General features: G+C 70.8%; 22 protein-coding genes. 14 read left to right on the top strand and 8 right to left on the bottom strand.

The genetic code is table 11. The features are described 5' to 3' along the window. The first annotated feature begins 241 nt into the window (after positions 1-241). The 9 genes from metK to BQ7106_RS03640 all read left to right on the top strand — a co-directional run bounded on the left by metK (position 242) and on the right by BQ7106_RS03640 (position 9662). A complete protein-coding gene (metK, locus tag BQ7106_RS03680; protein ID WP_072371413.1) occupies positions 242-1525 on the top strand; it encodes a methionine adenosyltransferase in 1284 nt (427 codons plus the stop codon). 526 nt (positions 1526-2051) lie between these two features. Next, entirely contained in the window at positions 2052-3149 is a 1098-nt protein-coding gene (locus BQ7106_RS03675) for a glycosyltransferase (protein ID WP_072371410.1), read from the top strand. Positions 3150-3157: 8 nt separating this feature from the next. Then, positions 3158-4342, top strand: coding sequence for a glycosyltransferase family 2 protein (locus BQ7106_RS03670; protein WP_083526881.1), 1185 nt, complete (start codon positions 3158-3160; stop codon positions 4340-4342). After that, positions 4339-5400, top strand: a complete 1062-nt coding sequence (locus tag BQ7106_RS03665; RefSeq protein WP_072371404.1) for a glycosyltransferase family 2 protein — start codon at positions 4339-4341, stop codon at positions 5398-5400. The genes BQ7106_RS03670 and BQ7106_RS03665 overlap by 4 nt, the downstream gene beginning before the upstream one ends. Positions 5401-5567: 167 nt before the next feature. After that, entirely contained in the window at positions 5568-5771 is a 204-nt protein-coding gene (locus BQ7106_RS03660) for a cold-shock protein (RefSeq protein WP_072371401.1), read from the top strand. Between the two features lie 111 nt (positions 5772-5882). Beyond that, entirely contained in the window at positions 5883-6284 is a 402-nt protein-coding gene (locus BQ7106_RS03655; RefSeq protein ID WP_072371397.1) for a GtrA family protein, read from the top strand. A gap of 123 nt (positions 6285-6407) precedes the next feature. After that, positions 6408-7310, top strand: coding sequence for a glucose-1-phosphate thymidylyltransferase RfbA (gene rfbA / locus BQ7106_RS03650; RefSeq protein ID WP_072371394.1), 903 nt, complete (start codon positions 6408-6410; stop codon positions 7308-7310). A gap of 626 nt (positions 7311-7936) precedes the next feature. Then, positions 7937-8956 (top strand): dTDP-glucose 4,6-dehydratase, encoded by a 1020-nt coding sequence (rfbB, locus tag BQ7106_RS03645; protein WP_072371391.1) that lies wholly within the window; start codon positions 7937-7939, stop codon positions 8954-8956. A gap of 19 nt (positions 8957-8975) precedes the next feature. Further along, the gene (locus BQ7106_RS03640) at positions 8976-9662 is read left to right on the top strand and encodes an SDR family oxidoreductase (protein ID WP_083526880.1); all 687 of its coding nucleotides are present in this window, start codon (positions 8976-8978) and stop codon (positions 9660-9662) included. Here BQ7106_RS03640 and BQ7106_RS03635 read toward each other — a convergent pair. After that, entirely contained in the window at positions 9553-9894 is a 342-nt protein-coding gene (locus tag BQ7106_RS03635; protein WP_129583782.1) for a sugar nucleotide-binding protein, read from the bottom strand. The two genes, BQ7106_RS03640 and BQ7106_RS03635, sit on opposite strands and share 110 nt — an antisense overlap. A 19-nt stretch (positions 9895-9913) precedes the next feature. Beyond that, the gene (gene rfbB, locus BQ7106_RS03630) at positions 9914-10933 is read right to left on the bottom strand and encodes a dTDP-glucose 4,6-dehydratase (RefSeq protein ID WP_072371391.1); all 1020 of its coding nucleotides are present in this window, start codon (positions 10931-10933) and stop codon (positions 9914-9916) included. Between the two features lie 388 nt (positions 10934-11321). Here rfbB (BQ7106_RS03630) and BQ7106_RS03620 point away from each other — a divergent pair, with 388 nt between their 5' ends. Then, on the top strand, positions 11322-12278 hold the full coding sequence (locus BQ7106_RS03620; protein WP_072371383.1) for a glycosyltransferase family 2 protein: 957 nt from the start codon (positions 11322-11324) through the stop codon (positions 12276-12278). Positions 12279-12316: 38 nt separating this feature from the next. On the opposite strand, the gene BQ7106_RS03615 is transcribed toward BQ7106_RS03620, so the two are convergent. After that, positions 12317-13462, bottom strand: coding sequence for a sugar-transfer associated ATP-grasp domain-containing protein (locus tag BQ7106_RS03615; RefSeq protein ID WP_072371380.1), 1146 nt, complete (start codon positions 13460-13462; stop codon positions 12317-12319). A 312-nt stretch (positions 13463-13774) separates the two neighbouring features. Between BQ7106_RS03615 and BQ7106_RS03610 the strand changes: the two genes are divergently transcribed. Together BQ7106_RS03610 and BQ7106_RS03605 are read left to right on the top strand one after the other, a co-directional pair. Continuing rightward, positions 13775-15235, top strand: coding sequence for a lipopolysaccharide biosynthesis protein (locus BQ7106_RS03610; protein ID WP_072371376.1), 1461 nt, complete (start codon positions 13775-13777; stop codon positions 15233-15235). A gap of 115 nt (positions 15236-15350) precedes the next feature. Next, entirely contained in the window at positions 15351-16463 is a 1113-nt protein-coding gene (locus tag BQ7106_RS03605; RefSeq protein ID WP_072371374.1) for a DegT/DnrJ/EryC1/StrS family aminotransferase, read from the top strand. A 796-nt stretch (positions 16464-17259) separates the two neighbouring features. On the opposite strand, the gene BQ7106_RS03600 is transcribed toward BQ7106_RS03605, so the two are convergent. Both BQ7106_RS03600 and BQ7106_RS03595 read right to left on the bottom strand, forming a co-directional pair. Beyond that, positions 17260-18234, bottom strand: a complete 975-nt coding sequence (locus tag BQ7106_RS03600; protein WP_072371370.1) for a glycosyltransferase — start codon at positions 18232-18234, stop codon at positions 17260-17262. Positions 18235-18329: 95 nt separating this feature from the next. Continuing rightward, positions 18330-19394, bottom strand: a complete 1065-nt coding sequence (locus BQ7106_RS03595; protein WP_072371367.1) for a glycosyltransferase family 2 protein — start codon at positions 19392-19394, stop codon at positions 18330-18332. 86 nt (positions 19395-19480) lie between these two features. Here BQ7106_RS03595 and BQ7106_RS03590 point away from each other — a divergent pair, with 86 nt between their 5' ends. Continuing rightward, a complete protein-coding gene (locus tag BQ7106_RS03590; protein WP_159431261.1) occupies positions 19481-20443 on the top strand; it encodes a glycosyltransferase in 963 nt (320 codons plus the stop codon). Positions 20444-20879: 436 nt separating this feature from the next. Here BQ7106_RS03590 and BQ7106_RS03585 read toward each other — a convergent pair whose 3' ends face one another. From BQ7106_RS03585 to BQ7106_RS03575, 3 genes are all read right to left on the bottom strand, one after another. Further along, positions 20880-21269 carry a DUF2304 domain-containing protein gene (locus BQ7106_RS03585; RefSeq protein ID WP_072371361.1) on the bottom strand — a complete coding sequence of 130 codons (390 nt, stop codon included), beginning with the start codon at positions 21267-21269 and terminating at the stop codon, positions 20880-20882. A 5-nt stretch (positions 21270-21274) separates the two neighbouring features. After that, positions 21275-21958, bottom strand: a complete 684-nt coding sequence (locus tag BQ7106_RS03580; protein ID WP_072371357.1) for a glycosyltransferase family 2 protein — start codon at positions 21956-21958, stop codon at positions 21275-21277. 96 nt (positions 21959-22054) lie between these two features. Continuing rightward, positions 22055-24142, bottom strand: coding sequence for a DUF6541 family protein (locus BQ7106_RS03575; protein WP_072371354.1), 2088 nt, complete (start codon positions 24140-24142; stop codon positions 22055-22057). Positions 24143-24297: 155 nt separating this feature from the next. On the opposite strand from BQ7106_RS03575, the gene BQ7106_RS03570 reads away from it, so the two are divergent. Then, entirely contained in the window at positions 24298-25806 is a 1509-nt protein-coding gene (locus tag BQ7106_RS03570; protein WP_159431260.1) for a hypothetical protein, read from the top strand. Positions 25807-25829: the final 23 nt, after the last annotated feature.

The raw sequence follows: 25829 nt of genomic DNA, 5'->3' as shown, positions 1-25829 counted from the left end.
GGGCGCCCGTGCGTCCCGACCCGAGGTTCTTCTCGCCCGTCGGGGCCGTCTCCGAGCCCCGTCCCGGGCTTCGCCCGCGGCGTCGTGGCGGGCGTGTGGCGTTGTCGCGGGGGAGGTCTGACGCCCGTTCCCATGGGGTATCATCTATGCGCCCGAGCCTCGCGCCCCCAGCGCGCCGGCCCGGGCGCATCAGGTTCCGGGCGGAATGGTAACGGCCGCCCCGAGAGCGAAAGAAGGAAACATGTCCCAGCTCGATCGTTCCATCGCGTCCCCCCGCAGCTACCTCTTCACCTCGGAGAGCGTGACGGAGGGCCACCCCGACAAGATCTGCGACCAGGTCTCGGACGCCATCTTGGACGCCCTGCTCGCCAAGGAGGCCGAGCTCCAGGCCGCCGGCTACGTCTCGCCCTCCGGCGTGCCCGCCAACGTCGACAACGTGCGCTGCGCCTGCGAGACCTTCGTGACCACGGGCACGGTCGTCGTGGCCGGAGAGGTCCGGACCGAGGCCTACCTCGACGTCCAGACGATCGCCCGCGACGTCATCCGCCGCATCGGCTACGACCGCGCCAAGTACGGCTTCGACGCGGACACCTGCGGCGTCATCAACATGATCCACGAGCAGAGCCCCGACATTGCGGCCGGCGTCGACGAGTCCTTCGACGCCCAGGCCGGTCGCGCCACCGACCCGATCGACCTCGTGGGCGCCGGCGACCAGGGCATGATGTTCGGCTACGCCACCGACGAGACCCCCGTCCTCATGCCGATGCCGCACTACCTGGCGAGCCGCATGGCGGAGCGCCTCGCCGAGGTGCGCAGGAACGGCCAGGTCCCCTACCTGCGCCCGGACGGCAAGACCCAGGTGACCGTGCGCTACGAGGACGACCGCCCCGTCGAGGTCACCGCCATCGTGGTCTCCACGCAGCACGACGCCGCCATCGAGGACATGTCCACCATCAAGGCGGACATGGTCGACTACGTGATCGCCCCCGTCATGGACGCGGTGGGCATCGAGTGGCACGGCGCCGACGTCTACGTGAACCCCACCGGTCGCTTCGTGGTGGGCGGCCCCATGGGCGACACCGGCCTCACCGGCCGCAAGATCATCGTGGACACCTACGGCGGCATGGGGCGTCACGGCGGCGGGTGCTTCTCCGGCAAGGACTGCACCAAGGTCGACCGCTCCGCGGCCTACGCCGCGCGCTGGGTGGCCAAGAACGTGGTGGCCGCCGGCCTGGCGAGGCGCTGCGAGATACAGCTCGCCTACGCCATCGGCGTGAGCCACCCGCTCTCGGTGATGGTGGACACCTTCGGTACCGGCGCGGTGGCGGACGAGAAGATCGTGGAGGCCGTGACGCGCGTCTTCGACCTGCGTCCGGGCGCCATCATCCGCGACCTCGACCTGCGCCGCCCCATCTACGAGAAGACCGCGGCCTACGGCCACTTCGGCCGCGAGCTCCCCGAGTTCACCTGGGAGCGCTGCGACCGCACCGAGGAGCTGCGCGCCGCGGTGGGGGAGCTGGGCTAGCGCCGGGGGCGCCCGCGCGCCGGGCGCGGAGGCGATGGGCTCGAGTGCGCGCCGGTTAGCGCGCACTCGAGCCTATTTGTGTCCGTTCGGACAGGAATCCCGCCGAGTGCGCGCCGGCCACCGCGCGCTCGAGCCCGTTGTCGTCCGCGCGGACAGGAAACCCGCCGAGTGCGCGCAGGCCACCGCGCACTCGAGCCCTTTCGTGTCCGTGCGGACAAGAACCCCGCCGAGTGCGCGCCCCGCCATGGGAAAGAGCGCGCACTCGAGCCCGTTGTCGTCCTCGCGGACAGGAACCCCGCCGAGTGCGCGCAGGCCACCGCGCACTCGAGCCCGTTGTTGTCCACGCGGACAGGAACCCCGCCGAGTGCGCGCGCCGCCATGGGAAACGCCGCGCACTCGACGACCCCGCCCCCGCGCCCGCACCCCCTGCACCCGCGCCCCGGCAATGCGGGTCTTTTTCTGCACGTCCGCGAGAGGCGCTATTATGGGAGCGCCCCATTCGACCCCTACCTCCGGAGGAAGCTGCATGCGTGACGACTCCCAGGCGCTCGTCTCCGTCATCGTGCCCATCTACAACGTCGAGAAGTTCCTCGACCAGTGTCTCGACAGCATCGAGGTGCAGACGCACCGGGACATCGAGGTCCTCTGCATCAACGACGGCTCGACCGACGGGTCGCGCGAGATCATCTGCGCCCACGCCGCCCGCGACCCCCGGGTGCGCCTGGTCGACAAGCCCAACGGGGGCTACGGCCAGGGCTGCAACCTCGGGCTGAGCCTCGCCCAGGGCCGCTGGGTCTCCATCATCGAGCCCGACGACTGGATTGAGCCGGGGATGTACGCCGACATGCTCGAGCTCGCCTCGCGCTTCGACGAGCCCATCGACATCGTGAAGACGCCCTGGACCGACATCGTCCGCTGGGACGACCCCAAGCGCCAGCACCCCCACGCCTCGAGCCTCAAGGGCAAGCTCGCGACCTCCGAGCGCCCCTTCGCGCTCGCCGAGCACCCCGAGCTCATCGAGCACCACCCCTCGATCTGGTCGGCGATCTACCGGCGCGACTTCCTGTCCGAGCACAACGTCCGCTTCCCGGAGTACCCGGGCGCGGGCTGGGCCGACAACCCCTTCCTCGTCGAGACCATGTGCCAGGCGCGCTCAATCCTCTACCTCGACCGCGCGTACTACAACTACCGCTGCGACCTCCCCGGGTCCACGCGCAACCACAAGACCGCGGACGCCGTCACGCGCCCCTTCGAGCGCTGGGAGACCATGCTCGAGATCATGGGCGAGCTCGGGGTCACCGACGAGGGCATCCTCGCGAGCCACTACGTGCGCGGGTTCAACTACGCCGAGGGCGCCATGTACGACGACGGCGCGACCAACCCGCTCGTGGTCGAGCGCATCGAGCGGATGGTCTCCCTCATGGACCCGGGCGTCGTCGAGCGCGCGCCGCGCATCTCCCCGCACCACAAGCGCTTCTTCGCGCACTGGCGCGGGCTGCCCGAGCCCTCGGGCCTGCCGTACCTGCTCTCTGAGCTGCGCTACTCGCTGGCGGCCGAGGGCCCGGCCTTCGTGCTCGAGAGTGCCTTCAACCACGTGACCGGCCGTCACATGCCCGAGGACTAGGGGGGACGATGGCACAGACCAGCCCGGTCCCTCAGGGGCAGGCGGCCGCCGCCCCTCCGCGCCCCTCCGTGCCCGACGGCGCGCGGGGCGTCCCCGAGGTCTCCGTCCTCGTTCCCATCTACAACGTCGAGAAGTACCTCGAGCGGTGCCTGTCCTCCCTCGCGGGGCAGACCTTCGCCGACTTCGAGGCAATCTGCGTGAACGACGGATCGACCGACGCCTCGCGCGCCATCGTCCAGCGCTTCCTCGACGCCGACGCGCGGTTCCGCGTGATCGACAAGCCCAACTCCGGCTACGGCGCCTCCATGAACCGCGGCCTCGACTCCGCGCGCGGTCGCTACGTGGCCATCCTCGAGTCCGACGACTTCCTCGAGCCCGGCGCGCTCGAGCTGCTCCACGCCGAGGCCGAGCGCACGGGGGCCGACGTCGTGAAGGCCGACTTCTACCTCTTCTGGTCGCGCCCGTCCGAGCGCCGCGAGCGCTTCGGCATCGTCGACGACCGGGAGGCCTCCCGCGTCCTCGCCCCCCTCGACGACCTCGCCGTCTTCTTCCGCAAGCCCTCCATCTGGTCGGCGCTCTACCGGCGCGAGTTCCTCGAGCGCTCCGGGGTCCGCTTCCTGGAGACGCCCGGCGCCTCCTACCAGGACTGCGGCTTCAGCTTCAAGGTCTGGGCGTCCGCCCGCAGCGTCGCGTTCCTCTCGGAGCCCGTCCTGAACTACCGCCAGGACAACGAGCAGTCCTCCGTCAACAGCGCCGGCAAGGCCTTCTGCATCTGCGACGAGTACGCCTCGATGGAGGAGTTCGCGCGCGGCCGCGGGGGAGCGGAGGGGGCCGAGCTGCTGCGGATCCTCGCGCGCATGCGGCTCGACAGCTACCTCTGGAACCTCGACCGCCTGGCTCCCGAGCTGCGCGGGCCCTTCGCCGAGCGCGCGGCGGGGGAGTTCCGCCGCATCCGCTCCGAGGGCCTCGTGGACCCCGCGCTCTTCGAGCCCGCCGCTGCCGCCGAGCTCGACGCGCTCGTGGCCGACCCCGCCGCCTACTGCCGCCTGCGCTACGCCGCGCGGCCCGGCGCCCTCGGCACCCTCGCGCGCTACCTGCGCATGGGCGGCGTGCCGCTCGTCGCGCGCATCGCGTGGTTCAGGCTCTTCGGGCGCTCGGTGCGCCGCATCGACGGGCGGGGCGCCGCCGCATGAGCCGCCTCACCGTCGTCGTCCCCGTCTACAACGTCGAGAAGTACCTCGACGAGTGCCTCTCGTCTGTCGCCAGGCAGGACTTCGGCGACTTCGAGGTCGTCTGCGTCAACGACGGCTCCACGGACGGCTCGCGGGAGATCCTCTCGGCATGGGAGCGCCGCGACGCCCGGGTGCGCGTGGTCGACCAGCGAAACGGCGGTCTCTCGAGCGCGCGCAACGCCGGCATCCGCGCCGCGCGCGGCGACTACGTGTGCTTCCTCGACTCCGACGACCGCCTCGCGCCCGGGGCGTGCGGGCGCATCGTCGAGGTGCTCGACCGCACCGGCGCCGACGCGATGGTCTACGGGGCGCGCTGCTTCCCGGACGAGGCGGCCTGCCCCGCGTGGATGCTCGAGTCGCTGAGCCCGCGCGACGTCATCTACGAGGGCTTCTCGATGGACCTGCTGCTCAGGGAGAGCGCCCGCCCGTTCGCGTGGCGCATCGCGCTGCGCCGCGACTTCCTGGAGGCGAGGGGAGTCCTGTTCGACGAGGGCGTGCGCTTCGGCGAGGACCAGGTCTTCTGCTTCGCGGTGTACCCCCGATCCCGTCGCACCGCGCTCGTGTCCGACCGTCTCTACGAGTACCGCGTCGGCCGGGAGGGGTCCCTCATGAGCGCCCTCTCCGCCGACTTCGGCGCCAAGATGCTCGCGCACAACCGGGTCCTCGAGCGCATCCTCGCCGACTGGGACGGCGAGGGCATCCTCGGCGCGCACGCGCCGGAGATGGTGGGGTTCTGCATGGGCTTCTCGCTGTACGACGCCCTCAAGCTCGATGACGGCGCCTACCTTCCCGTGGCGGAGGGCCTGCGCGAGATCCTCTCGAGGTACTGGTCCCGCGACGAGGTGGCGGCCATGCCCCTGCCGCGGGCGACCCGCCGGATGACGCTTTTTGCCTGCTACCGCACCTGCCGCTCGCGCGCGGCGCGCACGGCCATGGCCGCTGCGTGGCGCGTCCAGGAGAAGGGCGCGGGCTCGCTCGTGCGGCGCCTCGCCGAGCGCGCCGGCTGCCCGCGCGGCTAGGCCTCGGCCCGCGCGCCCGGCGCGGACGGGCGGTGCTGTTTTGTCCCCCAGCGGATTGTCGCGGATGGAGGGGCGGTGTCGGGGTATCATATCCCCTGTGGCAACGCCACGGGTATCGCGCGCGAGCGCAGCTTTTGCCCCGCGGGGCAGAGAAAGAAAGGCACGACATGGCACAGGGTACTGTCAAGTGGTTCAACCCGGACAAGGGCTACGGCTTCATCTCTCGTGAGGACGGCGACGACCTGTTCGTCCACTACTCCGAGATCCAGATGGACGGCTTCAAGACGCTGGACGAGGGCCAGGCTGTCGAGTTCGACATCACCACCGGCCAGAACGGCAAGCTCCAGGCTTCCAACGTCCGCAAGCTCTAGTCCGTTTACTCGGGCGACTTGGGAGGGGCTCGCTCACGCGGGCCCCTCTTGCTGTCTGTCGGCGCGGAGACGTCGCCGGCGTCGCGTCGCCCATCGTGAAAGGTGGCGAAGGTGGGGTTCAGGGCGCTCGTTGAGCAGTTCCTCAAGTTCGGCGTCGTGGGCGCGGTGGCGTTCGTCATCGACTACGGCATCCTCATGCTGCTCTCGCAGGTGGTGGGATGGGACCCGCTGCCCTCGTCGGTGGTCTCGTTCGTCGTGTCGCTACTGTTCAACTACGTCGCGTCGATGCACTTCGTCTTCGAGCGACGCGACGACCTCTCGCGCCGCCGCGAGCTCGTCATCTTCGTGGCCCTCTCGGTCATCGGGCTCGGCATCAACTCGGCGGTGATCTGGGCGGGCACGGCCGCCCTCGGGGACGGGGCCGTGGCGGTGACCGTGACCAAGCTCGTCGCCACCGTCGTGGTGGCGGTGTGGAACTTCGTGAGCCGCAAGCGCTGGCTCGAGGCCAGGTAGGTGCCGCGGGGCGGGCCCGTCGGGCGCGGTCGCGCGACCGGGCGCCGTCACCGCCGCCGCTCCCCGGCGCGCTGTCGTATGATGGACGAGACGTTTTTCTCGGCATCTCCTGGGAGGCAACCCATGAAGGGCATCATCCTCGCCGGCGGGTCCGGCACCCGTCTCTACCCGCTGACCACGGTCACGAGCAAGCAGCTGCTGCCCGTCTACGACAAGCCGATGGTCTACTACCCGCTCTCCACCCTCATGCTGGCGGGCATCCGCGACATCCTGATCATCTCGACGCCGGCCGACCTCCCCAACTTCGAGCGCCTGCTCGGTGACGGCTCCGACTTCGGCGTCTCGCTCTCCTACGCGGAGCAGCCCGTGCCCAACGGCCTCGCCCAGGCCTTCGTCATCGGGCGCGAGTTCGTCGGCGGCGACGCCTGCGCCCTGGTGCTCGGCGACAACATCTTCTACGGCAACGGGCTCTCGCGCCACCTGCGCCGCGCCGCCGCGAACGCGGAGCGCGGGCGCGCCACCGTCTTCGGCTACCGCGTGGACGACCCCGAGCGCTTCGGCGTCGTGGAGTTCGACGAGAACTACAACGCCATCTCCATCGAGGAGAAGCCCGCGCACCCCAAGAGCAGCTACGCGGTCACGGGCCTGTACTTCTACGACGAGCGCGTGAGCGACCTCGCCGCCGCCGTCGAGCCCTCCGCCCGCGGCGAGTACGAGATCACCGACCTCAACCGCATGTACCTCGAGGACGGAAGCCTCGACGTGGTGACGCTCGGGCGCGGCTACGCCTGGCTCGACACCGGCACCATGGAGAGCCTCTTCGAGGCCTCTCAGTTCGTCCGCACGGTGGAGACCGCGCAGGACCTGCCCGTCAGCGTGCCCGAGGAGATTGCCTACGAGAACGGCTGGGTCTCCCGCGAGCGCCTGCTCGAGTGCGCCGAGCGCTACGGGAAGTCCAACTACGGCGCGCATCTGCGCACCGTCGCCGAGGGCAAGATCGCGCCCGACCGCCCCTACCGCGACTAGCCCGGGCGGACGCGGGGCTGTCCGGCGCCCGGCTCCCTGCCGGGGCGCGGGGGCGGCCCCGCGTCCTTCTCTCCCGCCCGTTGCGGGCCGCCCTCCGGCGCCGCGCCCCGGTGCTGGCTCCCCGTTGCGGGCCGCCCTCCGGCGCCGCGCCCCGGTGCTGGCTCCCCGTTGCGGGCCGCCCTCCGGGCGATTTTGGTCGACCGACGTCGGGGGAGGGCGCGAGGTGCCAGGAGGGCGCCGCGATTGGGTACTCGCGTCACTCCGAGAGGCCGTTTTTGCGACGAACCCCCTACGATTGGGTGGTGGCCTTCCTCGGCGCGTGACCTCTCCGAGCCCTGGAGTACCCAGTCGGCCGGGAAACGTGGCATTTTCTGGCTTTGCGCGGGTCTCGGGACGAGGCGTCCCGTGTCCTGCCTGTGAATCAATACCCACTCATTGGGGTTTCCTGCGCGAGAGGCCCCCGCGCAAAGCCAGAAAATGCCACGTACCGCCACATGGGGCGGGGGCGCCGCACGCCGCCCGCGCCGCCCCCGCCCCATGTGGCGGTTGCGTGCGAGCGCCCCGCGTAGGCTAGAATATCTACCTTGAACATGAATGCGCAGGCTCCTTCGGAAGGGGAGAATCACATGGCCGAGACCTTCGAGCCCACCAACATCATCGTGACCGGCGGCTGCGGCTTCATCGGGTCCAACTTCGTCCACCACGTCGTGAACAACCACCCCGGGGTCCACGTGACCGTCCTCGACAAGCTCACGTACGCGGGCAACCCCGAGAACATCGCCGGCCTGCCCGCCGACCGCGTCGAGCTCGTCGTGGGCGACATCTGCGACGCCGAGCTCCTCGACCGCATCGTCCCGGGGCACGACGCCATCGTCCACTACGCGGCCGAGTCCCATAACGACAACTCCATCGCCGACCCCGAGCCCTTCGTCCAGACCAACGTCGTGGGCACGTTCCGCCTGCTCGAGGCCGCGCGCAAGTACGACGTGCGCTACCACCACGTCTCGACCGACGAGGTCTACGGGGACCTCGCCCTCGACGACCCGGCGCGCTTCACCGAGGAGACCCCCTACAGGCCGAGCTCGCCGTACTCCTCCTCCAAGGCCAGCTCCGACATGCTCGTGCGCGCCTGGCACCGCACCTACGGCATCCGCGCCACGATCTCCAACTGCTCCAACAACTACGGCCCCTACCAGCACGTGGAGAAGTTCATCCCGCGTCAGATCACCAACATCATCGACGGGATCCGCCCCAAGCTCTACGGCGACGGCAAGAACGTCCGCGACTGGATCCACACCGAGGACCACTCCTCGGCGGTCTGGACCATCCTCACCAAGGGCCGGCTCGGCGAGACCTACCTCATCGGCGCTGACGGCGAGAAGGACAACATCTCGGTGCTCCGCGCGATCCTGCGCGCCATGGGCCAGCCCGAGGACGCCTTCGACTGGGTCCGCGACCGCCCCGGCCACGACCGCCGCTACGCCATCGACTCGACCAAGCTCCGCCGCGAGCTCGGCTGGCAGCCGCAGCACACCGACTTCGAGAGCGGCCTCGAGGCCACGATCGCGTGGTACCGCGACCACGAGGCGTGGTGGCGCCCGGCCAAGGCCGAGACCGAGGCCAAGTACGCCAAGCAGGGCCAGTAGGACCGAGGGGAGAAGGACCATGAGCTCCAGGCGGACCCTCGTCACCGGCTGCTACGGCCAGCTCGGCCGCGCCGTGCGCGCGCTGGCCGAGGCGCGCGGCGTCGCCGGCGACTTCGACTTCTGCGACATCGACACCTTCGACATGGGCGACGCGGCGGCCTACGACGGCGTCGACTGGGACGCGTACGGCACGGTCATCAACTGCGGCGCGTTCACCGCGGTCGACGCGGCGGAGACCCCCGAGGGCCGCGTCAGCTGCTGGCGCGCCAACGCGACCGGCCCGAGCCTGCTCGCCCGCACGTGCGCGGCGCACGACGCCACCCTCGTGCACGTGAGCTCCGACTACGTCTTCGACGGCACGCGCGAGCTGCACGACGAGGAGGAACCCCTCTCGCCGATCTCCGTCTACGGCCAGTCCAAGGCTGCGGGCGACCTCGCCGTCATGGGCTGCCCGCGCCACTACATCCTGCGCAGCTCCTGGGTCATCGGGGACGGCAGGAACTTCGTGAGGACCATGTGGGGCCTCTCCGACCGCGTGGCCTCCGGCGAGCTCGCGCGGGTCACCGTGGTCGACGACCAGGAGGGCCGCCTCACCTTCACCGACCAGATGGCGGCCGCGATCTTCCACCTGCTGGACGCGGACGCCCCCTACGGCCTCTACGACATGACCGGCTCGGGCCGGTCGCGTTGGCGCGCCAGCAGCTGACGCGGCCCTCGGGGGTCTCCGCCGCGTCGACCGCGGTGAACGCGCCGCAGTTGATGACCGTGCCGTACGCGTCCCAGTCGACGCCGTCGTAGGCCGCCGCGTCGCCCATGTCGAAGGTGTCGATGTCGCAGAAGTCGAAGTCGCCGGCGACGCCGCGCGCCGCGGCCAGCGCGCGCACGGCGCGGCCGAGCTGGCCGTAGCAGCCGGTGACGAGGGTCCGCCTGGAGCTCATGGTCCTTCTCCCCTCGGTCCTACTGGCCCTGCTTGGCGTACTTGGCCTCGGTCTCGGCCTTGGCCGGGCGCCACCACGCCTCGTGGTCGCGGTACCACGCGATCGTGGCCTCGAGGCCGCTCTCGAAGTCGGTGTGCTGCGGCTGCCAGCCGAGCTCGCGGCGGAGCTTGGTCGAGTCGATGGCGTAGCGGCGGTCGTGGCCGGGGCGGTCGCGGACCCAGTCGAAGGCGTCCTCGGGCTGGCCCATGGCGCGCAGGATCGCGCGGAGCACCGAGATGTTGTCCTTCTCGCCGTCAGCGCCGATGAGGTAGGTCTCGCCGAGCCGGCCCTTGGTGAGGATGGTCCAGACCGCCGAGGAGTGGTCCTCGGTGTGGATCCAGTCGCGGACGTTCTTGCCGTCGCCGTAGAGCTTGGGGCGGATCCCGTCGATGATGTTGGTGATCTGACGCGGGATGAACTTCTCCACGTGCTGGTAGGGGCCGTAGTTGTTGGAGCAGTTGGAGATCGTGGCGCGGATGCCGTAGGTGCGGTGCCAGGCGCGCACGAGCATGTCGGAGCTGGCCTTGGAGGAGGAGTACGGCGAGCTCGGCCTGTAGGGGGTCTCCTCGGTGAAGCGCGCCGGGTCGTCGAGGGCGAGGTCCCCGTAGACCTCGTCGGTCGAGACGTGGTGGTAGCGCACGTCGTACTTGCGCGCGGCCTCGAGCAGGCGGAACGTGCCCACGACGTTGGTCTGGACGAAGGGCTCGGGGTCGGCGATGGAGTTGTCGTTATGGGACTCGGCCGCGTAGTGGACGATGGCGTCGTGCCCCGGGACGATGCGGTCGAGGAGCTCGGCGTCGCAGATGTCGCCCACGACGAGCTCGACGCGGTCGGCGGGCAGGCCGGCGATGTTCTCGGGGTTGCCCGCGTACGTGAGCTTGTCGAGGACGGTCACGTGGACCCCGGGGTGGTTGTTCACGACGTGGTGGACGAAGTTGGACCCGATGAAGCCGCAGCCGCCGGTCACGATGATGTTGGTGGGCTCGAAGGTCTCGGCCATGTGATTCTCCCCTTCCGAAGGAGCCTGCGCATTCATGTTCAAGGTAGATATTCTAGCCTACGCGGGGCGCTCGCACGCAACCGCCACATGGGGCGGGGGCGGCGCGGGCGGCGTGCGGCGCCCCCGCCCCATGTGGCGGTNCAACGGGGACGCCGTCGTCCCCGTGACCACGGCGGAGTACTACGCGAGCGCCTCCGGGCCGGTTGCCCCGCGTCCCGAGCACTCCGCCCTCGACCTCGCCAAGCTCGAGGCGACGGGCTTCTCGCCGCGCGACTGGGAGGACGAGCTCGCCGAGTACCTCGGGCGCCTGCGCGAGGAGCTCGGGCGCTAGCCCCGCACCCCTCCCGCCCCGCACGCACCCCAGCCGAAAGGATTGGACCCACGCCCCATGGCACCCAAGCAGACCATCGCCGTCCTCGTGCCCTGCTACAACGAGGAGCTCACCATCGCCCGGGTCGTCGACGACTTCCACCGCTGCCTCCCCGAGGCGACGGTCTACGTCTATGACAACAACTCCTCCGACCGCACGTCCGAGATCGCCCGCGCCCACGGCGCCACGGTCGTCTTCGAGCCGCGCCAGGGCAAGGGCAACGTCGCGCGCCAGATGTTCCGCGACATCGACGCCGACTGCTACCTCATGGTCGACGGCGACGACACCTACCCCGCCGACGCGGCGCGCCAGCTCGTGGACCCGATCCTTGCGGGCGAGGCGGACATGACCGTGGGCGACCGCCTCTCAAACGGGACGTACGGCAAGGAGAACAAGCGCGCCTTCCACGGCTTCGGCAACGACCTCGTGCGCCTCATGATCCGCTGGATCTACGGCTACTCGTTCGACGACGTCATGACGGGGTACCGGGCCTTTTCGCGCGCGTTCGTGAAGACCTTCCCCGTGCTCTCCGAGGGCTTCCAGATCGAGACCGAGCTCTCCATCCACGCCGTCGACCGTCGCATGCGCATCGTTGACGTGCCCATCGTCTACCGCGACCGTCCCGAGGGCAGCGTCTCGAAGCTCTCAACGGTCTCCGACGGCCTCAAGGTCATCGCCATGATCGGGACGCTGTTCAAGAACTACCGGCCGATGAAGTTCTTCGGCCTCATCTCCGCGCTGCTCGCCGTGATCGGCCTCGTGCTCGGCGTCCCCGTGATCGCGGAGTTCCTGGACACGGGGCTCGTCCCGCGGCTGCCGACCGCGCTGCTCGCCGTGGCGTTCGTGTTCCTGGCGAGCCTCTCGCTCGCGTGCGGGCTCATCCTCGACTCCGTGGCCAAGGTCGACCGCAAGCAGTGGGAGCTCGCCGCCTACGCCGCCTACGAGGAGCAGGAGCGCCGCCGGCGCGACGCGTAGGGGCGCGCCGGCGGGCGCGTGGGGGCGCGCCGGCGCGCCTACCGCACGATCGTGCTTCTCGCCCGGCGCTCGTCCTCGCTGAGGGAGTCGAGGCGCGCGAGCCTGCGCTCGAAGTAGGGGCCCGCCACCGGGTCGTCGAAGACGGGGCGGAAGAGCTGCAGGTACTTGATGCCCGTGTGCGAGTTGATCTCCATGATCATGGGTCCGCGCTCGGTCATGCAGGCGTCGAACCCCAGGTACTCGCATGCGCCGACCTTGAGGGCGATGCGACGCACCATCTCGAGCAGCTCGTCCCAGCGCGGGACGACGCCCTCGGCGGCGACGCCGCTCACCGGGTGCTCGCGGCACTCCTCCACGCGGTTGGCGTAGACGAGGCGCCCGTCTCCGTAGGCGCCCGTGGCCACGTCCACGTGGACGTTGAACGAGCAGATGTCGGCCGTGGTGGGCTCCACGTAGTTCGCCCCGGTCCCCGACGCGGGGTCGCCCATGCCGAAGCGCAGGTAGGTCATGGCGGGGACGGGGTCGCAGCCGGTCGGGTCGAGCACGAGGGTGCGGATGGTGTGGATGAGGGGGTTCACGCGCGCGAGGCTCGCCTCGGGGCGGATGAACTCGGTGAAGACGTAGTTGGGGTGGCCGGCGACGAAGGCCTCGACGCCCGCCGCTCCCACCTCCTCGCCGTCGACGAGGTAGGAGCCGCCGTCCCACGCGAGGTGGTGGAAGCCCTTGGCGAGCGACCCGTTGCACGGCTTGCAGGCAAACTCCCCGCGCTCGCGCAGCGTTCGGAGCAGGCCCTCGACGCCCGGGCGCCACGCGCTCCCCGCGAGCGGCAGCAGGCGGTCGGGCTCGGTGTAGTAGAAGTAGGCGGGGACGTAGCGCTCGAGGTCGGTGCCCTGCACGAGGGCGTTCAGGGTGAGCTTGTCGTTGATCCAGATGCGCTGCCAGCCGTTGAGCGGCCAGAGGCGCGCGTAGTCGTAGTCCGAGAGGTAGCTGCCGAGCGTATGATCGGTGAGCCCGTAGGCGCAGGCGGACTCCCCGGTGAAGCCGTGGGCGTGGCACCAGGCGAGGTAGTCGGCGTCGAACAGGCCGCTCTCGCGCTCCCGCTCGAGGGTCCGCAGGTAGCCGGTCGCGAACCTTCGGGTGAAGCCCTCGGAGAGCATGCGCTCGAGGTCGTTGTTCTCGCTCATGTGGTCGCTCCTTGGTCGTCCGTGCGGCTGCGGCCCCTGCGGCGCCGCCCTGCTAGCGATGATACACCGCGCCCCCGCCCCTCCCGCGCGGCGGCGTGGTCAATTCGTGCGCGCCCGCGGCGGCGGGCGCCCGCCCGGCCCGCCGCGGGCGCGCATGTCGTACCATAGCAGGCGCCGCGGCCATGGCGCCGCGGCGGTGTCGGGCAGTCGCCCGCCCCGCGGCCGCGACCGGCGGCCCCGCCGCGGCGAGCTCCGGCGGCCCCGCCGCGCCCGGCCCAGTCCCCAGCAGTCGCGACCCGAGAGGGGCGGCCCGTGCGCGCAGGCGAGCTCAAGTCGGTGACCATACGCTCCCTCTTCTGGAAGCTCTTCGAGCAGGGCGGCTCGTCCGTCGTGACCCTGCTCGTGCAGGTGGTCATGGCGCGCCTGCTCGCGCCGAGCGAGTTCGGCGTGCTCGCGATCATGCTCGTCTTCGTGAACGTGGGCAACGTCATCGTGCAGAGCGGCCTCAACACCGCGATCATCCAGGCGCCCGACGCCACCGAGGAGGACTTCTCGACCGTCTTCTGGATGAGCCTCGCGCTCTCCGTCGCCCTCTACGGCGCGCTCTTTCTCGCCGCGCCGGCCATCGCCGCCTTCTACGCCATCCCGAGCGCCGTGGCTCCGCTGCGCGTGCTGCTGCTCGTCTTCGTGGTCAACGCGTACAACGCCGTCCAGGAGGCCATCGTCGCGCGCGAGCTCGACTTCCGCAAGACCTTCCGCGCCACGGTGAGCGCCGTGCTCGTGTCGGGGACCGTCGGCATCGCGGTGGCCCTCGCCGGCGGCGGGCTCTGGGCGCTCGTCGCGCAGCAGCTCGCGCAGCAGCTCTGCAAGTGCCTCGTGCTCGCGCTGCAGGTGCCCTGGAAGCCGCGCGCCGTCTTCCGCCCCGACCGCGCCCGCCATTTCTTCTCCTTCGGCTGGAAGCTCCTCGCCTCCGGCATGCTCGAGCAGGCCTACCAGGGCCTCTCGGACCTGCTCATCGGCAAGGTCTTCACCACCTCCCAGCTCGGCTTCGTGAGCCAGGGCAAGCGCTACCCCAGCGCCCTGGGAACCCTGCTCGACGGCGCCATCCAGCCCGTCATGCTCTCCGCGACCTCGCGCGTCCAGGACGACCGCGCCATGGTCAAGCGCCTCGCGCGCCGCGCCCTCAAGACGGGCACCTTCCTCGTGGCGCCCGCGATGGTGCTCTTCGCTGTGGTCGCCGAGCCGCTCGTGACGGTGCTCCTGGGCGAGGCGTGGGTTCCCTGCGTGCCGTTCCTCCAGATGTACTGCCTCGTCTACGCGCTGCTGCCCATCCAGTCGACCAACCTCCAGGTCCTCAACGGCATGGGCAGGAGCGACCTGTTCCTGCGCCTCGAGCTCATCAAGAAGGCCCTCGGCGTGAGCGTCATCCTGTTCACGACCTTCGTCCTGCGGGACCTCTATGCCATCGTGGGCGGCTACATCGTCGTTGCCGTGCTGAGCACCTTCATCAACGCGTCCCCCAACCGCGAGGTCATCGGCTACCGCTACTCCGAGCAGGTGCGCGACATCTGCCCCGCCTTCCTGCTCGCCGCGCTCGCCGCCGCGGCGGCGTGGGGCGTCTCGGCGCTCGGGCTGGGGGAGCTCCCGCAGATCGCGCTGCAGGTCGTCGTGATGGCGGTCGTCTACCTCGGCGCGGCGCGCCTGCTGCGCGTCGAGGAGTTCGAGTACCTGCTCTCGACCGCGCGCGGCGTGCTCGGCAGGGGGAGGCGATGAGGGCTAGTATGGCTCTGTGGCTCCCCGGCCCGGCTGAGGCCGCGGGGCCGCGCGGCGGGCGGGGGCGCGTGGCGTCCGCGGCCGCACGACAGGACCGACATCGCTAGGAGCCCCCATGCCCACCACTCCCATCCTCGTCACCCGCTCGTCCATGCCCCCGTTCGAGGAGTACGCGGCCGAGATCGCCCCGCTCTGGGAGTCCCACTGGCTCACCAACATGGGCGAGAAGCACCGTCGGCTCGAGGCCGACCTGCGGGAGTTCCTCGGCGTGGACAACATCGCGCTCTTCGTGAACGGCCACAGCGCGCTCGAGTGCGTGCTCGAGGCCATGGGCCTGCGCGGCAAGGTCATCACGACCCCCTACAGCTTTGCCTCGACGACCCACGCCATCGTGCGCAAGGGGCTGACGCCCGTCTTCGCCGACATCCGTCCCGACGACTACACGCTCGACCCCGAGCGCGTCGAGGAGCTCGTGGACGACGAGACCTGCGCGATCATGCCGGTCCACGTGTACGGCAACCTCTGCGACGTCGAGGCGATCGGCGACATCGCGCGACGCCACGGGCTCAAGGTCATCTACGACGCGGCGCACGCCTTCGCGGTCGAGCGCAACGGCGTGTCGGCGGCGTCGTTCGGAGACGCGTCGATGTTCTCGTTCCACGCCACCAAGGTCTTCAACACCATCGAGGGGGGCGCGGTGTGCTTCGCCGACCCCTCTCTCAAGGACCTCCTCGACCAGTGGAAGAACTTCGGCATCACGGGCACGGAGTCGGTCGAGTACGTGGGCGGGAACGCCAAGATGAACGAGTTCTGCGCCGCCATGGGCATCTGCAACCTGCGCCACGTCCGCGAGGAGATCGCCCGTCGCCGCGTGGTTGCCGAGCGCTACTGGGAGCGGCTCGGCGAGCTTCCCGGGGCGAGGCTGAGCCTGCCGCAGCCCGGGGTCACGCCCAACTACGCCTACCTGCCGGTCGTCTTCGAGGAGGACGAGTTCGGCGCCACGCGCGACGAGGTCTACGACGCCCTCATGGCGCGCGACATCCACCCGCGCAAGTACTTCTACCCGCTGATCAGCGACTACGCGTGCTACGCGGGCCGCTTCGACTCGTCCGCGACGCCGGTGGCCCGCCACGTCGCCGACCGCGTGCTCACGCTTCCCATGTACGCGGACCTCGCGCTCGAGGACGTGGACCTCATCTGCGACGTGGTCGCCGGCTGCCGCGGCTAGCCGTCGCGCGGGGGCGCGGGCCCGCTGCCGCCGCGCGGAGGGCTCGGTCCCGTTGCCGCCGCGCACAATCTCGAGATTGTGCGCGACCCTCTCCGGGCGAGCGATTCCGGAACTGTGCGGGCCGAGGTTGCCGAGGGGAACAAGGTGCCAGCTGGAGGTTCTTCTCGCCCCTGAGGCCGCTCTTTGCGGAGCCCCTCCGTCGCACAAATACAGAGCGGATCGCCAGCTGGGCCCGTCGCACAATCTCGAGATTGTGCGACGCCGTGGTGCGGGCGGGGTGCGCGGGCGCTGAGAGAGACGGGTCCCGGCGTGCGGTGTTGTCCGCGCGGACAGAAAGTCGGTTGAGTGCGCTCAGGCCAGCGCGCATTCGAGCCCGTTCTTGTCCGCGCGGACGGAAATCCGGTTGAGTGCGCTCAGGCCAGTGCGCACTCGAGTCCATTCTTGTCCGCGCGGACGGAAATCCCGCCGAGTGCGCGCTAAGCCACGGGAGAGGGCGCGCACTCGAGCCCGTTCTTGTCCGAACGGACGGAAATCCCGCCGAGTGCGCGCAGGCCAGCGCGCATCCGAGCGCATTCTTGTCCGAGCGGGCGGAAATCCCGCCGAGTGCGCGCTGAGCCACGGGAGAGGGCGCGCACTCGAGCCCGTTCTTGTCCGAGCGGACGGAAATCCCGCCGAGTGCGCGCTGAGCCATGGGAAAGAGCGCGCACTCGAGCCCGTTCTTGTCCGAGCGGACAGAAAGCCCGCCGAGTGCGCCCCCCCGCCCCGCGGCCCCGCGCCCCGCGCCCCCCGCCCTGCGCTAGAGCCGGCAGTACAGGCCGTACGCGAGGCGGTGGAGCGGCCGACAGTACGTGTAGAGCCAGAGGTTCGCGCGCGAGGGGAGCGACTCCGCGCGCAGCCGCTCGGGCCAGCGCCGCCTGAGCTCGCGGTAGTCGCGCAGGTCCTTGCACAGCGCGAAGTCCATGCTGTCGATGCCGCGCTCGACGGCCTCGTGGTGCGCGCCGCCCGTGTGGGCGTCGATGGCGCGCAGCAGCTCAACGCGGCCGTCGTGCTTGCTGCGCACGATCTCGTCGTGGCGCGGGCTGAGCATCATCGTCCGGTTGATGGAGTTCTTGGCGAAGAGGCGGTACGCGCTCATCTCGCGGTCGAGGTAGTACATGCCGTCGCCGCGCGAGGCGAAGAAGAGCGTGAGCTTGTGGTCGCCGTCGGCGGCGAGCGGGCGGATGGGGGAGTCCTGGTAGGCGCGCATGGCGTCGGTGCGGATGAAGAGGCTGTTGGTGGCGAAGCACTGCACCTGCTGGAAGAGGTCCTCGATGTCCACGGGGCGGTCCCGGTCGTAGAAGTGCAGCGACGAGAAGCGCTTGCCGCTCGAGGCGACCACGTTCACGCTCGCGTGGACGCAGGCGGACAGGCGCGGGTTCGCCTCCATGACGTCGAACTGCCGCTGCAGCTTGGTGGGGTCGCACCAGAAGTCGTCGCCCTCGCACAGGGCGACGTAGCGCCCGCGCGCGCGGGGCAGGAGGAACGTCCCCCAGGGGTAGACGCCCTTCGAGTACTGGTTCTCGTCGTGCGTGACGAGGGTGACGCGGTCGGGGTGGCGCCGCTCGTACTCGCGGAGCACCTCGGTGGTGCCGTCCGTCGAGCAGTCGTCGTTCACGAGGATCTCGAACGGGAAGTCGGTCTTCTGCGCGAGGAAGCTGTCGAGCGCGTCGGCGACGTAGTCGACCTGGTTGTAGCAGATGCACATGACGCTCACGGCGATGTCTCGGGTCATGGGTGCCTCTCTCGTGTTGTGCTGGGCGGGGTGCGGCGAGAAGGGCGCGTCAGGCGAGAAGGACCTGCTCTCGCGCCCCTCTCGCCCGACGCGCCTCACCACTTGACGTCGGTGCCGGAGCGCTCGAGGAACATCCGGTAGGCGGCGAGGAACGGGCGCATGAGGTGCGCCTTGTAGAAGAGCCGGGCGACGTAGAGCTTGAGGTAGGCCCCGCCGCGGGTGGCGGCGAGCCGGGCGCTGACGAACGGCGAGCGGCGCCAGGTGGGGAAGTTGGCGTCGAGGTAGGCGGTGGTGCGGCGCAGCTCGCCGGCGAGGTCAACCCCCGGGCTGCACGAGAGCCGAAACGACATCGAGACCCCCAGGTGCAGGAAGGCCGTCGCGTCGAGCTCCTCGAGCAGGGCGTCCGGGGCCCCGTCCTCCTCGAAGTCGCGCCGCACCTCGAGCAGGGCCCGGCGCACGCTCTCGACCTGCTCGACCGTCACGGTGTTGATCATGGAGCCCTCGCGGATGAGGTAGTTGTACGGCGCCGTGCCGGTGAAGGCCACCCTCCCGCGCGCGGCGAGGTAGGCGAGCTGGCTCAGCGTGACGTCCTCGAGGATGCGCGGGGGCTCGGCGAGGCGCCGCATCCGCATGAGCAGGTCGCGGCGGAAGCACTTGTTCCAGGCCGCGGGGTTGATCTCGACGAGGCGGTCCGGCTCGTCGTGGGCCACGAAGGGCGGGCGGGGGTCGGCCATCTCGGTGGAGATGGTCGCGCCGTCCTTCTCGCCCACGCGCCTGAACCCGCAGACCACCACGTCCGCGTCCTCGCGCACGGCGGTCTCGTAGAGGTCGCGGGCAAAGTCGGGATCCACGTAGTCGTCGCTGTCGACGTAGGTGACGTAGGCGCCGCGGGCCACGTCCGTGCCCGACCACCGCGCGTTCCAGAGGCCGGCGTTGGGCTGGTCGACCACGCGCACGACGCCGGGGTGGGCGGCCTCGAGCTCGCGCAGCAGCTCGAGCGAGCCGTCCGGGGAGCCGTCGTTGACGAAGACGACCTCGATGCCCTCGAGCGTCTGCGCGAGCAGCGACGCCGCGCAGCGCGGGAGATAGGCCCGCGTGTTGTAGCAGGGCACGACGATGCTGAGCGCGACGCTGTCCGCCGTCGCCGGGGCGTTGCTCATCGGGGCGATCCTCTCTTGCGCTATCCTAGGCTTGCATGCAACTGACTATGGTACCCCTTGGGGGCAGCTCGCAGAGAGGAGGGCGCGTGGGTGCCGCACGCGCGGTGACAGGAGGGGGGACGCGCGCCGCGCCCCCGGTGGCCGCCGGAGGCGCGCGCCCGGTGGTCGCGGTCGCGATGTCGACCTACAACGGCGCCGACCACGTGGTCGCCCAGCTCGAGAGCGCGCTTTCGCAGGACGGCGTCGACGTGCGCGTCTACGTGCGCGACGACGGCTCCACGGACGGCACGCTCGACGTGCTCTCGCCCTACGAGCGCGCGGGCGAGATCGTGCTCGTGCGCGGGCGCAACCTCGGCGTGGTGGGGTCGTTCATGGAGCTGCTGTCCCTGGTGCCGAGCGACGTCCCCTACGTGGCCCTCTGCGACCAGGACGATGTCTGGCACCCCGACAAGCTCGCGCGGGCGCTCGCCGTGGTGGGCGAGAAGGACCCGCGCGTGCCGCGCGCCTACTGCTCCGAGTACGTGTTCTGCGACGCCGACATGGTGCCGCAGGGCCGCTCGCACCTCAACCGCTCGGGCGTCGACTTCGCCCGGATGCTCTACGAGAACGTGACCTCGGGGAACACTATGGTGCTCAACCGCGCGCTCGTCGACTGCGTGACGGCGGCGGGCCGCGAGGGCGTCTACTGCCACGATTGGTGGATCGCCCTGGTGGCGTGCGCGGTGGGGGAGCTGGTCTACGATGACTTCTGCTCGCTCGAGTACCGGCGCACCGGCTCGAACGCGAGCCCGACCGGATCGTCGGGGCTGGCGCTCCTGCGCTACCGGGTGCGGACGTTCCTCGCGGGCGGGGAGCTCGCGCGCGTGACCGAGCAGCTGCGAAAGCTCGACGCGTGCCTCGGCGGGCGGATGGACGACGAGCGGCGCGCGCTGCTGCGGCGCTTCGTCGACGGCGGGCGGCTCGCCAAGGCGCTCGCCCCGGTGCGCCTGCGCCAGACGCTCGCGGCCGAGGCGGCGCTCAGGGCGATGTTCCTCCTGGGGATGCTGTAGCGCCCCGCCCCGGCGCGCGGCGCCGGGCCGCCTCGTGACGCCGGCCCCGCGTTCTTCTCCCCGCGCGACGTCGCGCGGCGCCGGGCTGCTCTGCCAGACTCGGGCGACGATTGGGCATCAGACGTCCTTGGCGCGCGACAAAAAGGCCGTTTTGTCAGCTCCCCCATGCGATTGGGCATAACTTTTTATGTTTGTCGACCCAAGGACGGGCTCACGGCCTCCCCACAGGCGAGAAGTGCCGCGTTTCTTGGACGATTGGGTGGGCTCCTTGCCTCCCCGCGCGCCGCGCCGGCTGGGGCGGTACCCAATCGCCGGGGCTTTGCGCCGGAGCGCGGCCTTCGCCATGCGCGGCGACGCCGGAGTACCCAATCGCGCGGCATTCGTGCGCCCGCGCGTCGCCGGTCCCGGCCGCTGCGGGTCCGGGTGGCCGCGGCGCCTACGCGTCCCGCTCGGCCTCGCGCGCCCGGGCCTTTGCGGCCCCGTCGGCGCCGGCGTCGTCCTTGTGCGCGAGGGCGACCTCCTGCGCGAGCTCGTTCACGCGCGTCTTGAGCCGGCTGATCTCGCCGGAGTTGGTGAAGACCTTCCAGAGCAGGAGCACGATGATCGCGAGGTAGACGAAGTTGCTCGCGCTCATGAAGCCGAGCGCGTGGGCGAGCTCAATCGCGACGCCCGGGAAGACCGCGAGCACGATGAAGATGGCGGCGAGCACGACCCAGAACACGGCGTCCTCGACGAGGATCTTCTGTCGCCTGACCTGGCGCCCCACGACGACGAGCGCGAGCACGGCGCCCGCAACGAGCAGGATGCGGAGATAGAAGGGGAGCATGGCACCTACCTGAGGAATCGGGACATGAGGATGGAGAGGCACGTCCGGCTCATGTACTTGATGACGTTGCCGAGCTTGAGGTAGCTCTCGCCGCCCTGTCGCTCCTGCATGCGCGCCTGGATCTCGACGACGGGGCCGTACCTGCGCGCGACGAGCGCCACCATGTCCGGCTCGGGGGCGCAGTCGAAGCCGGTGGCGAAGAGGTCGATCATGCGGCGGCTGTACATGCGCAGGCCGCTCGTGGGGTCGGTGATCGTGACGCCGGTGGTGGCCTTGATCAGGAACGTGATGAGGCGCGACCCCGCCCCGCGCGCCCCGCTGGGCCGCACGGTGCCGTCGAGGTAGCGCGAGGCGATCACGATGTCGGCGCCGCGCTCCTCGAGGGTCCTCGCCATCACGGGGATGTACTCCGGGAGGTGCTGACCGTCGGCGTCGAACTGCACGACCGCGTCGTAGCCGTGGCGCAGGGCGTACTTCATGCCCGTGCGGAACGCCGAGGTGAGCCCCGTGTTGATGGGGAGGCTCACGCCGTTCAGGCGCTCGTCGCGCATGACGCGGGCGGTGCCGTCGCGCGAGCCGTCGTTCACGACGAGGTAGTCGACGTCCGGGCACGTCGCGGTGAGCGAGGCGATGGTGCCCGAGAGGCACTCCTGCTCGTTGAAGGCCGGTACGACGGCTAGCACTCTCATGTCACTGGGCTCCCTCTTGCTCTTCAGGCACATTTGGGAATTCTAGCACGTATGCGACGTGAGCCCGGGCGCCGGGGCGCCGCCCCGCCCGCGCGGCTACCGCTCGATGCGGTACAGCGCGAGGTCGCCCTCCCGAGCCACGAGCTCGAAGCCCTCCGTCTCGGGCGTGATCGACGTGATGCCCTCGACCATGGCGGCGTCGTAGTTGCCGCGCATGTTGATGAAGCTCGCCTCGGACTCGTCGCCGTTCATCTGGAGCACGTAGCGCGCGTCGACGGCCTCGACCGCCGCGCGCACCTCCGGGCTCGTGGCGTACTCGCTCAGGTGCAGGCGCAGGGTGCGGCTCTCGTCGGTCTCGGTCTCGAAGCCGATGAAGTTGCGGTAGTACAGGCGCAGCCCGTCCGTCCCGTAGGTGAGGAAGCTGCCGTCCATGGGGTTGTTGACGATGAGCTCGTCGTCCCCCACGAGCTCGGCGACCCGGCCCGCGAAGGAGCGCTCCGCCCCGTCGAGCGGCTGGTCGTAGGAGTAGACCTCCCGGGCGAGCTCCCGGTAGTCGCCGAAGGCGGTGTGGAGGTTCCGCGGCCAGTCGCGCGGCTCGGCGACCTGCGCGTACTCGGCCTTCTCCTGCTCGTCGGGGCGGTAGTGCTGGCCGGGGAGGTTGAAGCTCGGCATGAAGTTCGCGAGAAGGAACGCGGCGCCCGTCACGCCGGCGACGAGGCGCGGGTGCCCGGCGCGGCCGAGCGGCGCGTTGTAGGCGTCGACGAGCCTGCGCGCCATGCCGTAGGCCCACGACAGGCCGAGCGCCGCGAGCGGGACGCCCGCGATGGCGCAGTTCGCGGCGAGGCGCATGGGGTCGGTGTACCAGAACCCCGCGACGAGCTGCTTGAGCTCGCCGGTGAGCGTGGCGCTCGCGAAGAGCACGCCGCACGCGAGCGCGTAGGACGCCACGAGCCAGCGGCGGCCGGGCGAGAAGAGCGCGCTCACGGCACCCGCCGCCACGAGCGCGGCGAGGACGCCCTGCGCGGCGATCTCGACGTTGAAGCCGTAGGTGTAGGAGAGCGTGAGGGTGTTCACGACCTGCTGCCAGGCGCGCGCGAAGGGCTGCCACACGTGGGTCACCGTGCTCTGCAGGAAGGGGAGGTGGAAGCAGACCACCCAGAACGCGACGACGACGAGCGCAAATCCCGCCCCCGCGAGCGCCCGCCGCGCCGGGGCGACCCCGCGCGCGGCGCACGCGTCCAGGATGCGGTGCACCACGTAGGGGCTGAGGAGGAGCACGCAGGTGAAGATCGTGTTGGGGTGGCACAGGGCGAGCCCCGCCGCGCCCACGACCACGGCCCCGAACAGGCGCGCCCGGCCCGAGGGCGACGGGGCGTCGTCGAGCGCGCAGACGAACAGCGCCATGGCGGCGGGCATGAGCGAGAAGCCCGCGACGTTGGGCCACACCGGCCCGAAGGCGAGGAGGTTCCAGGGGAACGCCGCGAAGGCGAGGCACACGAGGGCGCCGCAGCCCTGGGCGCGCCGGCTCCCGGGGAAGAGAGCCGCGAGCAGCGCCGAGAACGCGAGCGGGAGGGCGAGGCAGGGGAGGACGAGCATCGACGCGTTGATCGCGACGACCACGCTCGCGCCCGTGGCCATGACCGAGAGGGCGCACAGGGAGTGCCAGGCCGCCGGGTAGAAGCCGGCGAGGCACACCGGCGCGACGGCCGCGTCCGCGGCGCCCAGGTAGGGGCTCACGCCCAGCGAGGTGAGGCGCGCCGAGTCGGCCATGGAGCGGATGACGCCGAGGTGCTGGGTCACGTCGTACGCCTGGAAGAGCGCGTCGGGCGAGCCGAGGCGCCCGACGTAGAGGTTGCAGCCCAGGGCCACTCCGAGCGCCAGGCTCGCGACCGCGGCGACGGGCCAGATCCGCGGCAGCTCGACCTCGGCGGCCCCGCGGCGCCGCACGAGCGCGAGCGCTACGGCAGGGGCGCCGGCGGCGAGGGCGAGCACCGCCACGGGCGTCGCGGGCAGGCCGGCCAGCGTGAGCGCCTGGGCGAAGCCCGCGACGAGCGCGAGGCCCACGAGCGCCCCGCAGCACAGCGACCACATGCGGGGAAGCCCGAGCGCCCTGAGCGCGAGGTAGCCGGGAACGAGGAGCATGGCGACCTGCAGGAGCGCCACGAGGATGAACTGGAGCCACATGAGACCGCCTCCGGGCTTGCGCAAAAAACGGGACAAAGGGGCCGCCCGCCGCTGACGAGCGGTCCGAACGGGTCGCGCCCCAGGCAAGAGAGTATGATAGTGCAACCGTGCCGCGGCACGCCGCGGCGCTCCGCAGACGACGAGGGGGGCTCCGGATGAGGGAACACAATCGCATGCGCATGACGTCTGCCGTGGGGCTCGCGACGCTGGGGGTCTCCGCCGCGCTTCTCGCCTCGCCCGCCGCGGCGCTCGCGGCGACGGCCGCGCCCGCGCAGGCCGCCGAGGCCGTGTCCCTCCACGCGGCGACCCGCGCCGACGCGGGCTGGGTCCGCTCCGGGGACTCGTGGAGCTACCTCGGCGCCGACGGCGAGCCGATCCGCGGCTGGCTCGTGACCGACGTCCTGCCCGGCGAGAGCGACCCCACGGGGCTCCAGCGCTACTGGCTCAAGGACGACGGCACGCTCGCGTCAGGCGAGCTCGTGCAGAGCGGCGAGTCGAGCTGGGCCTACGCGCGCCCCGAGGGCTACGTGGTCCGCGGCGCGTGGGCAGACCCCGCGACCGGCAACGTCTACCTCGCAAACAACGACGGGCTTCTCGCCTCCCCGGGCTGGGTCGTCTCTGACGCCTACGGGCACGGGCTGCAGCGCTACTACGTCGACCCCGACGCCCACGCCTGCGTGCCCGGCGTCTCGGGTCTCGGCTGGCTCCACTACACCACCGCCGACGGCTACGTCCTGCGCGGCACCGCCTCGACCGAGCACGGCACCCTCATCGCCGACAACGACGGCCTGCTCGCCACCGCCGCGGTCGACCCCGCGCTCGTGGACGCCGAGGGGTGGTACGTCGGCGACCTCGGTCAGGGGCTGCAGCGCTACGCCTTCAACGTCGTCGACGGCGCGCTCTACTTCCGCACGGGCCTCTTCGCCGCCACCATCGGCGGCGCGCCCGCGGAGTTCTACGGCGCGCCCGACGGCGGCTACGTGGTGCGCAACGCCACCGCCGCGAGCCCCGTGAGCGTGAACGGCCGCAGCTACTCCTCCGACAACGAGGGCAGGCTCACGGAGCTCTCCTCGGGCGGCGCCGAGCGGCCCGGCATCGACTCCCCGCGCGAGCGCGACCCCTACATCGCCACGGTGACCTGGGGCGACGACGCCGCCTACATCGAGCGCCTCGCCGAGGTCGCCGCCGAGGTGGGCAGCGACACCGACTACTTCATCAGCTTCGACAACGAGCTCTGCCGCGTGATCGTCTTCGAGCGCGCCGGGGCCGGCTGGGTCGCCACCCACCTCTGGAACTGCCACGGCGCCCGCAAGACCTACAGCGCCGCCAACCAGCACCTCTACGGGTGGGGTGGCGTCTACAAGATCTCCGAGCACCAGATCTGCGCCTGGGACGACTCCTACTTTGGGATCGGCTACAACGACTGGGCGTCGTGCTTCATCGAGTACTACGAGACGTCCAACGTGACGGGCCACTCCCGCTACGTCGAGGGCAAGGGCTGGGAGAACTGCGCCTCGATCCACGCCTCGGCCTACGACTACACCGGCAACACCAACTCCGGCTGCTGCGGCCTCGCCTACGACAACGCCAAGTGGGTCCACGACGTCGTGCCGCTGGGGACCACGGTCATCGAGTTCGACTACAGCGACGGGACCTACTTCTAGCTCCCGCCCGGATATCACGGAGG

The organism is Thermophilibacter mediterraneus, assembly GCF_900119385.1.
Taxonomy (GTDB): domain Bacteria; phylum Actinomycetota; class Coriobacteriia; order Coriobacteriales; family Atopobiaceae; genus Thermophilibacter; species Thermophilibacter mediterraneus.
The sequence above is the reverse complement of the archived record's forward strand: the minus strand, read 5'-3'. Positions and strand labels throughout refer to the sequence as shown.

Coding starts and splice junctions, on each gene's coding strand:
- BQ7106_RS03620 (WP_072371383.1), top strand. CDS start 11,322: ATGGCACCCAAGCAGACCATCGCCGTCCTCGTGCCCTGCTACAACGAG.
- rfbB (WP_072371391.1), top strand. CDS start 7,937: ATGGCCGAGACCTTCGAGCCCACCAACATCATCGTGACCGGCGGCTGC.
- BQ7106_RS03635 (WP_129583782.1), bottom strand. CDS start 9,894: ATGAGCTCCAGGCGGACCCTCGTCACCGGCTGCTACGGCCAGCTCGGC.
- BQ7106_RS03640 (WP_083526880.1), top strand. CDS start 8,976: ATGAGCTCCAGGCGGACCCTCGTCACCGGCTGCTACGGCCAGCTCGGC.
- BQ7106_RS03605 (WP_072371374.1), top strand. CDS start 15,351: ATGCCCACCACTCCCATCCTCGTCACCCGCTCGTCCATGCCCCCGTTC.
- BQ7106_RS03670 (WP_083526881.1), top strand. CDS start 3,158: ATGGCACAGACCAGCCCGGTCCCTCAGGGGCAGGCGGCCGCCGCCCCT.
- BQ7106_RS03575 (WP_072371354.1), bottom strand. CDS start 24,142: ATGTGGCTCCAGTTCATCCTCGTGGCGCTCCTGCAGGTCGCCATGCTC.
- rfbB (WP_072371391.1), bottom strand. CDS start 10,933: ATGGCCGAGACCTTCGAGCCCACCAACATCATCGTGACCGGCGGCTGC.
- rfbA (WP_072371394.1), top strand. CDS start 6,408: ATGAAGGGCATCATCCTCGCCGGCGGGTCCGGCACCCGTCTCTACCCG.
- BQ7106_RS03585 (WP_072371361.1), bottom strand. CDS start 21,269: ATGCTCCCCTTCTATCTCCGCATCCTGCTCGTTGCGGGCGCCGTGCTC.
- BQ7106_RS03675 (WP_072371410.1), top strand. CDS start 2,052: ATGCGTGACGACTCCCAGGCGCTCGTCTCCGTCATCGTGCCCATCTAC.
- BQ7106_RS03660 (WP_072371401.1), top strand. CDS start 5,568: ATGGCACAGGGTACTGTCAAGTGGTTCAACCCGGACAAGGGCTACGGC.
- metK (WP_072371413.1), top strand. CDS start 242: ATGTCCCAGCTCGATCGTTCCATCGCGTCCCCCCGCAGCTACCTCTTC.
- BQ7106_RS03600 (WP_072371370.1), bottom strand. CDS start 18,234: ATGACCCGAGACATCGCCGTGAGCGTCATGTGCATCTGCTACAACCAG.
- BQ7106_RS03595 (WP_072371367.1), bottom strand. CDS start 19,394: ATGAGCAACGCCCCGGCGACGGCGGACAGCGTCGCGCTCAGCATCGTC.
- BQ7106_RS03615 (WP_072371380.1), bottom strand. CDS start 13,462: ATGAGCGAGAACAACGACCTCGAGCGCATGCTCTCCGAGGGCTTCACC.
- BQ7106_RS03665 (WP_072371404.1), top strand. CDS start 4,339: ATGAGCCGCCTCACCGTCGTCGTCCCCGTCTACAACGTCGAGAAGTAC.
- BQ7106_RS03570 (WP_159431260.1), top strand. CDS start 24,298: ATGAGGGAACACAATCGCATGCGCATGACGTCTGCCGTGGGGCTCGCG.
- BQ7106_RS03580 (WP_072371357.1), bottom strand. CDS start 21,958: ATGAGAGTGCTAGCCGTCGTACCGGCCTTCAACGAGCAGGAGTGCCTC.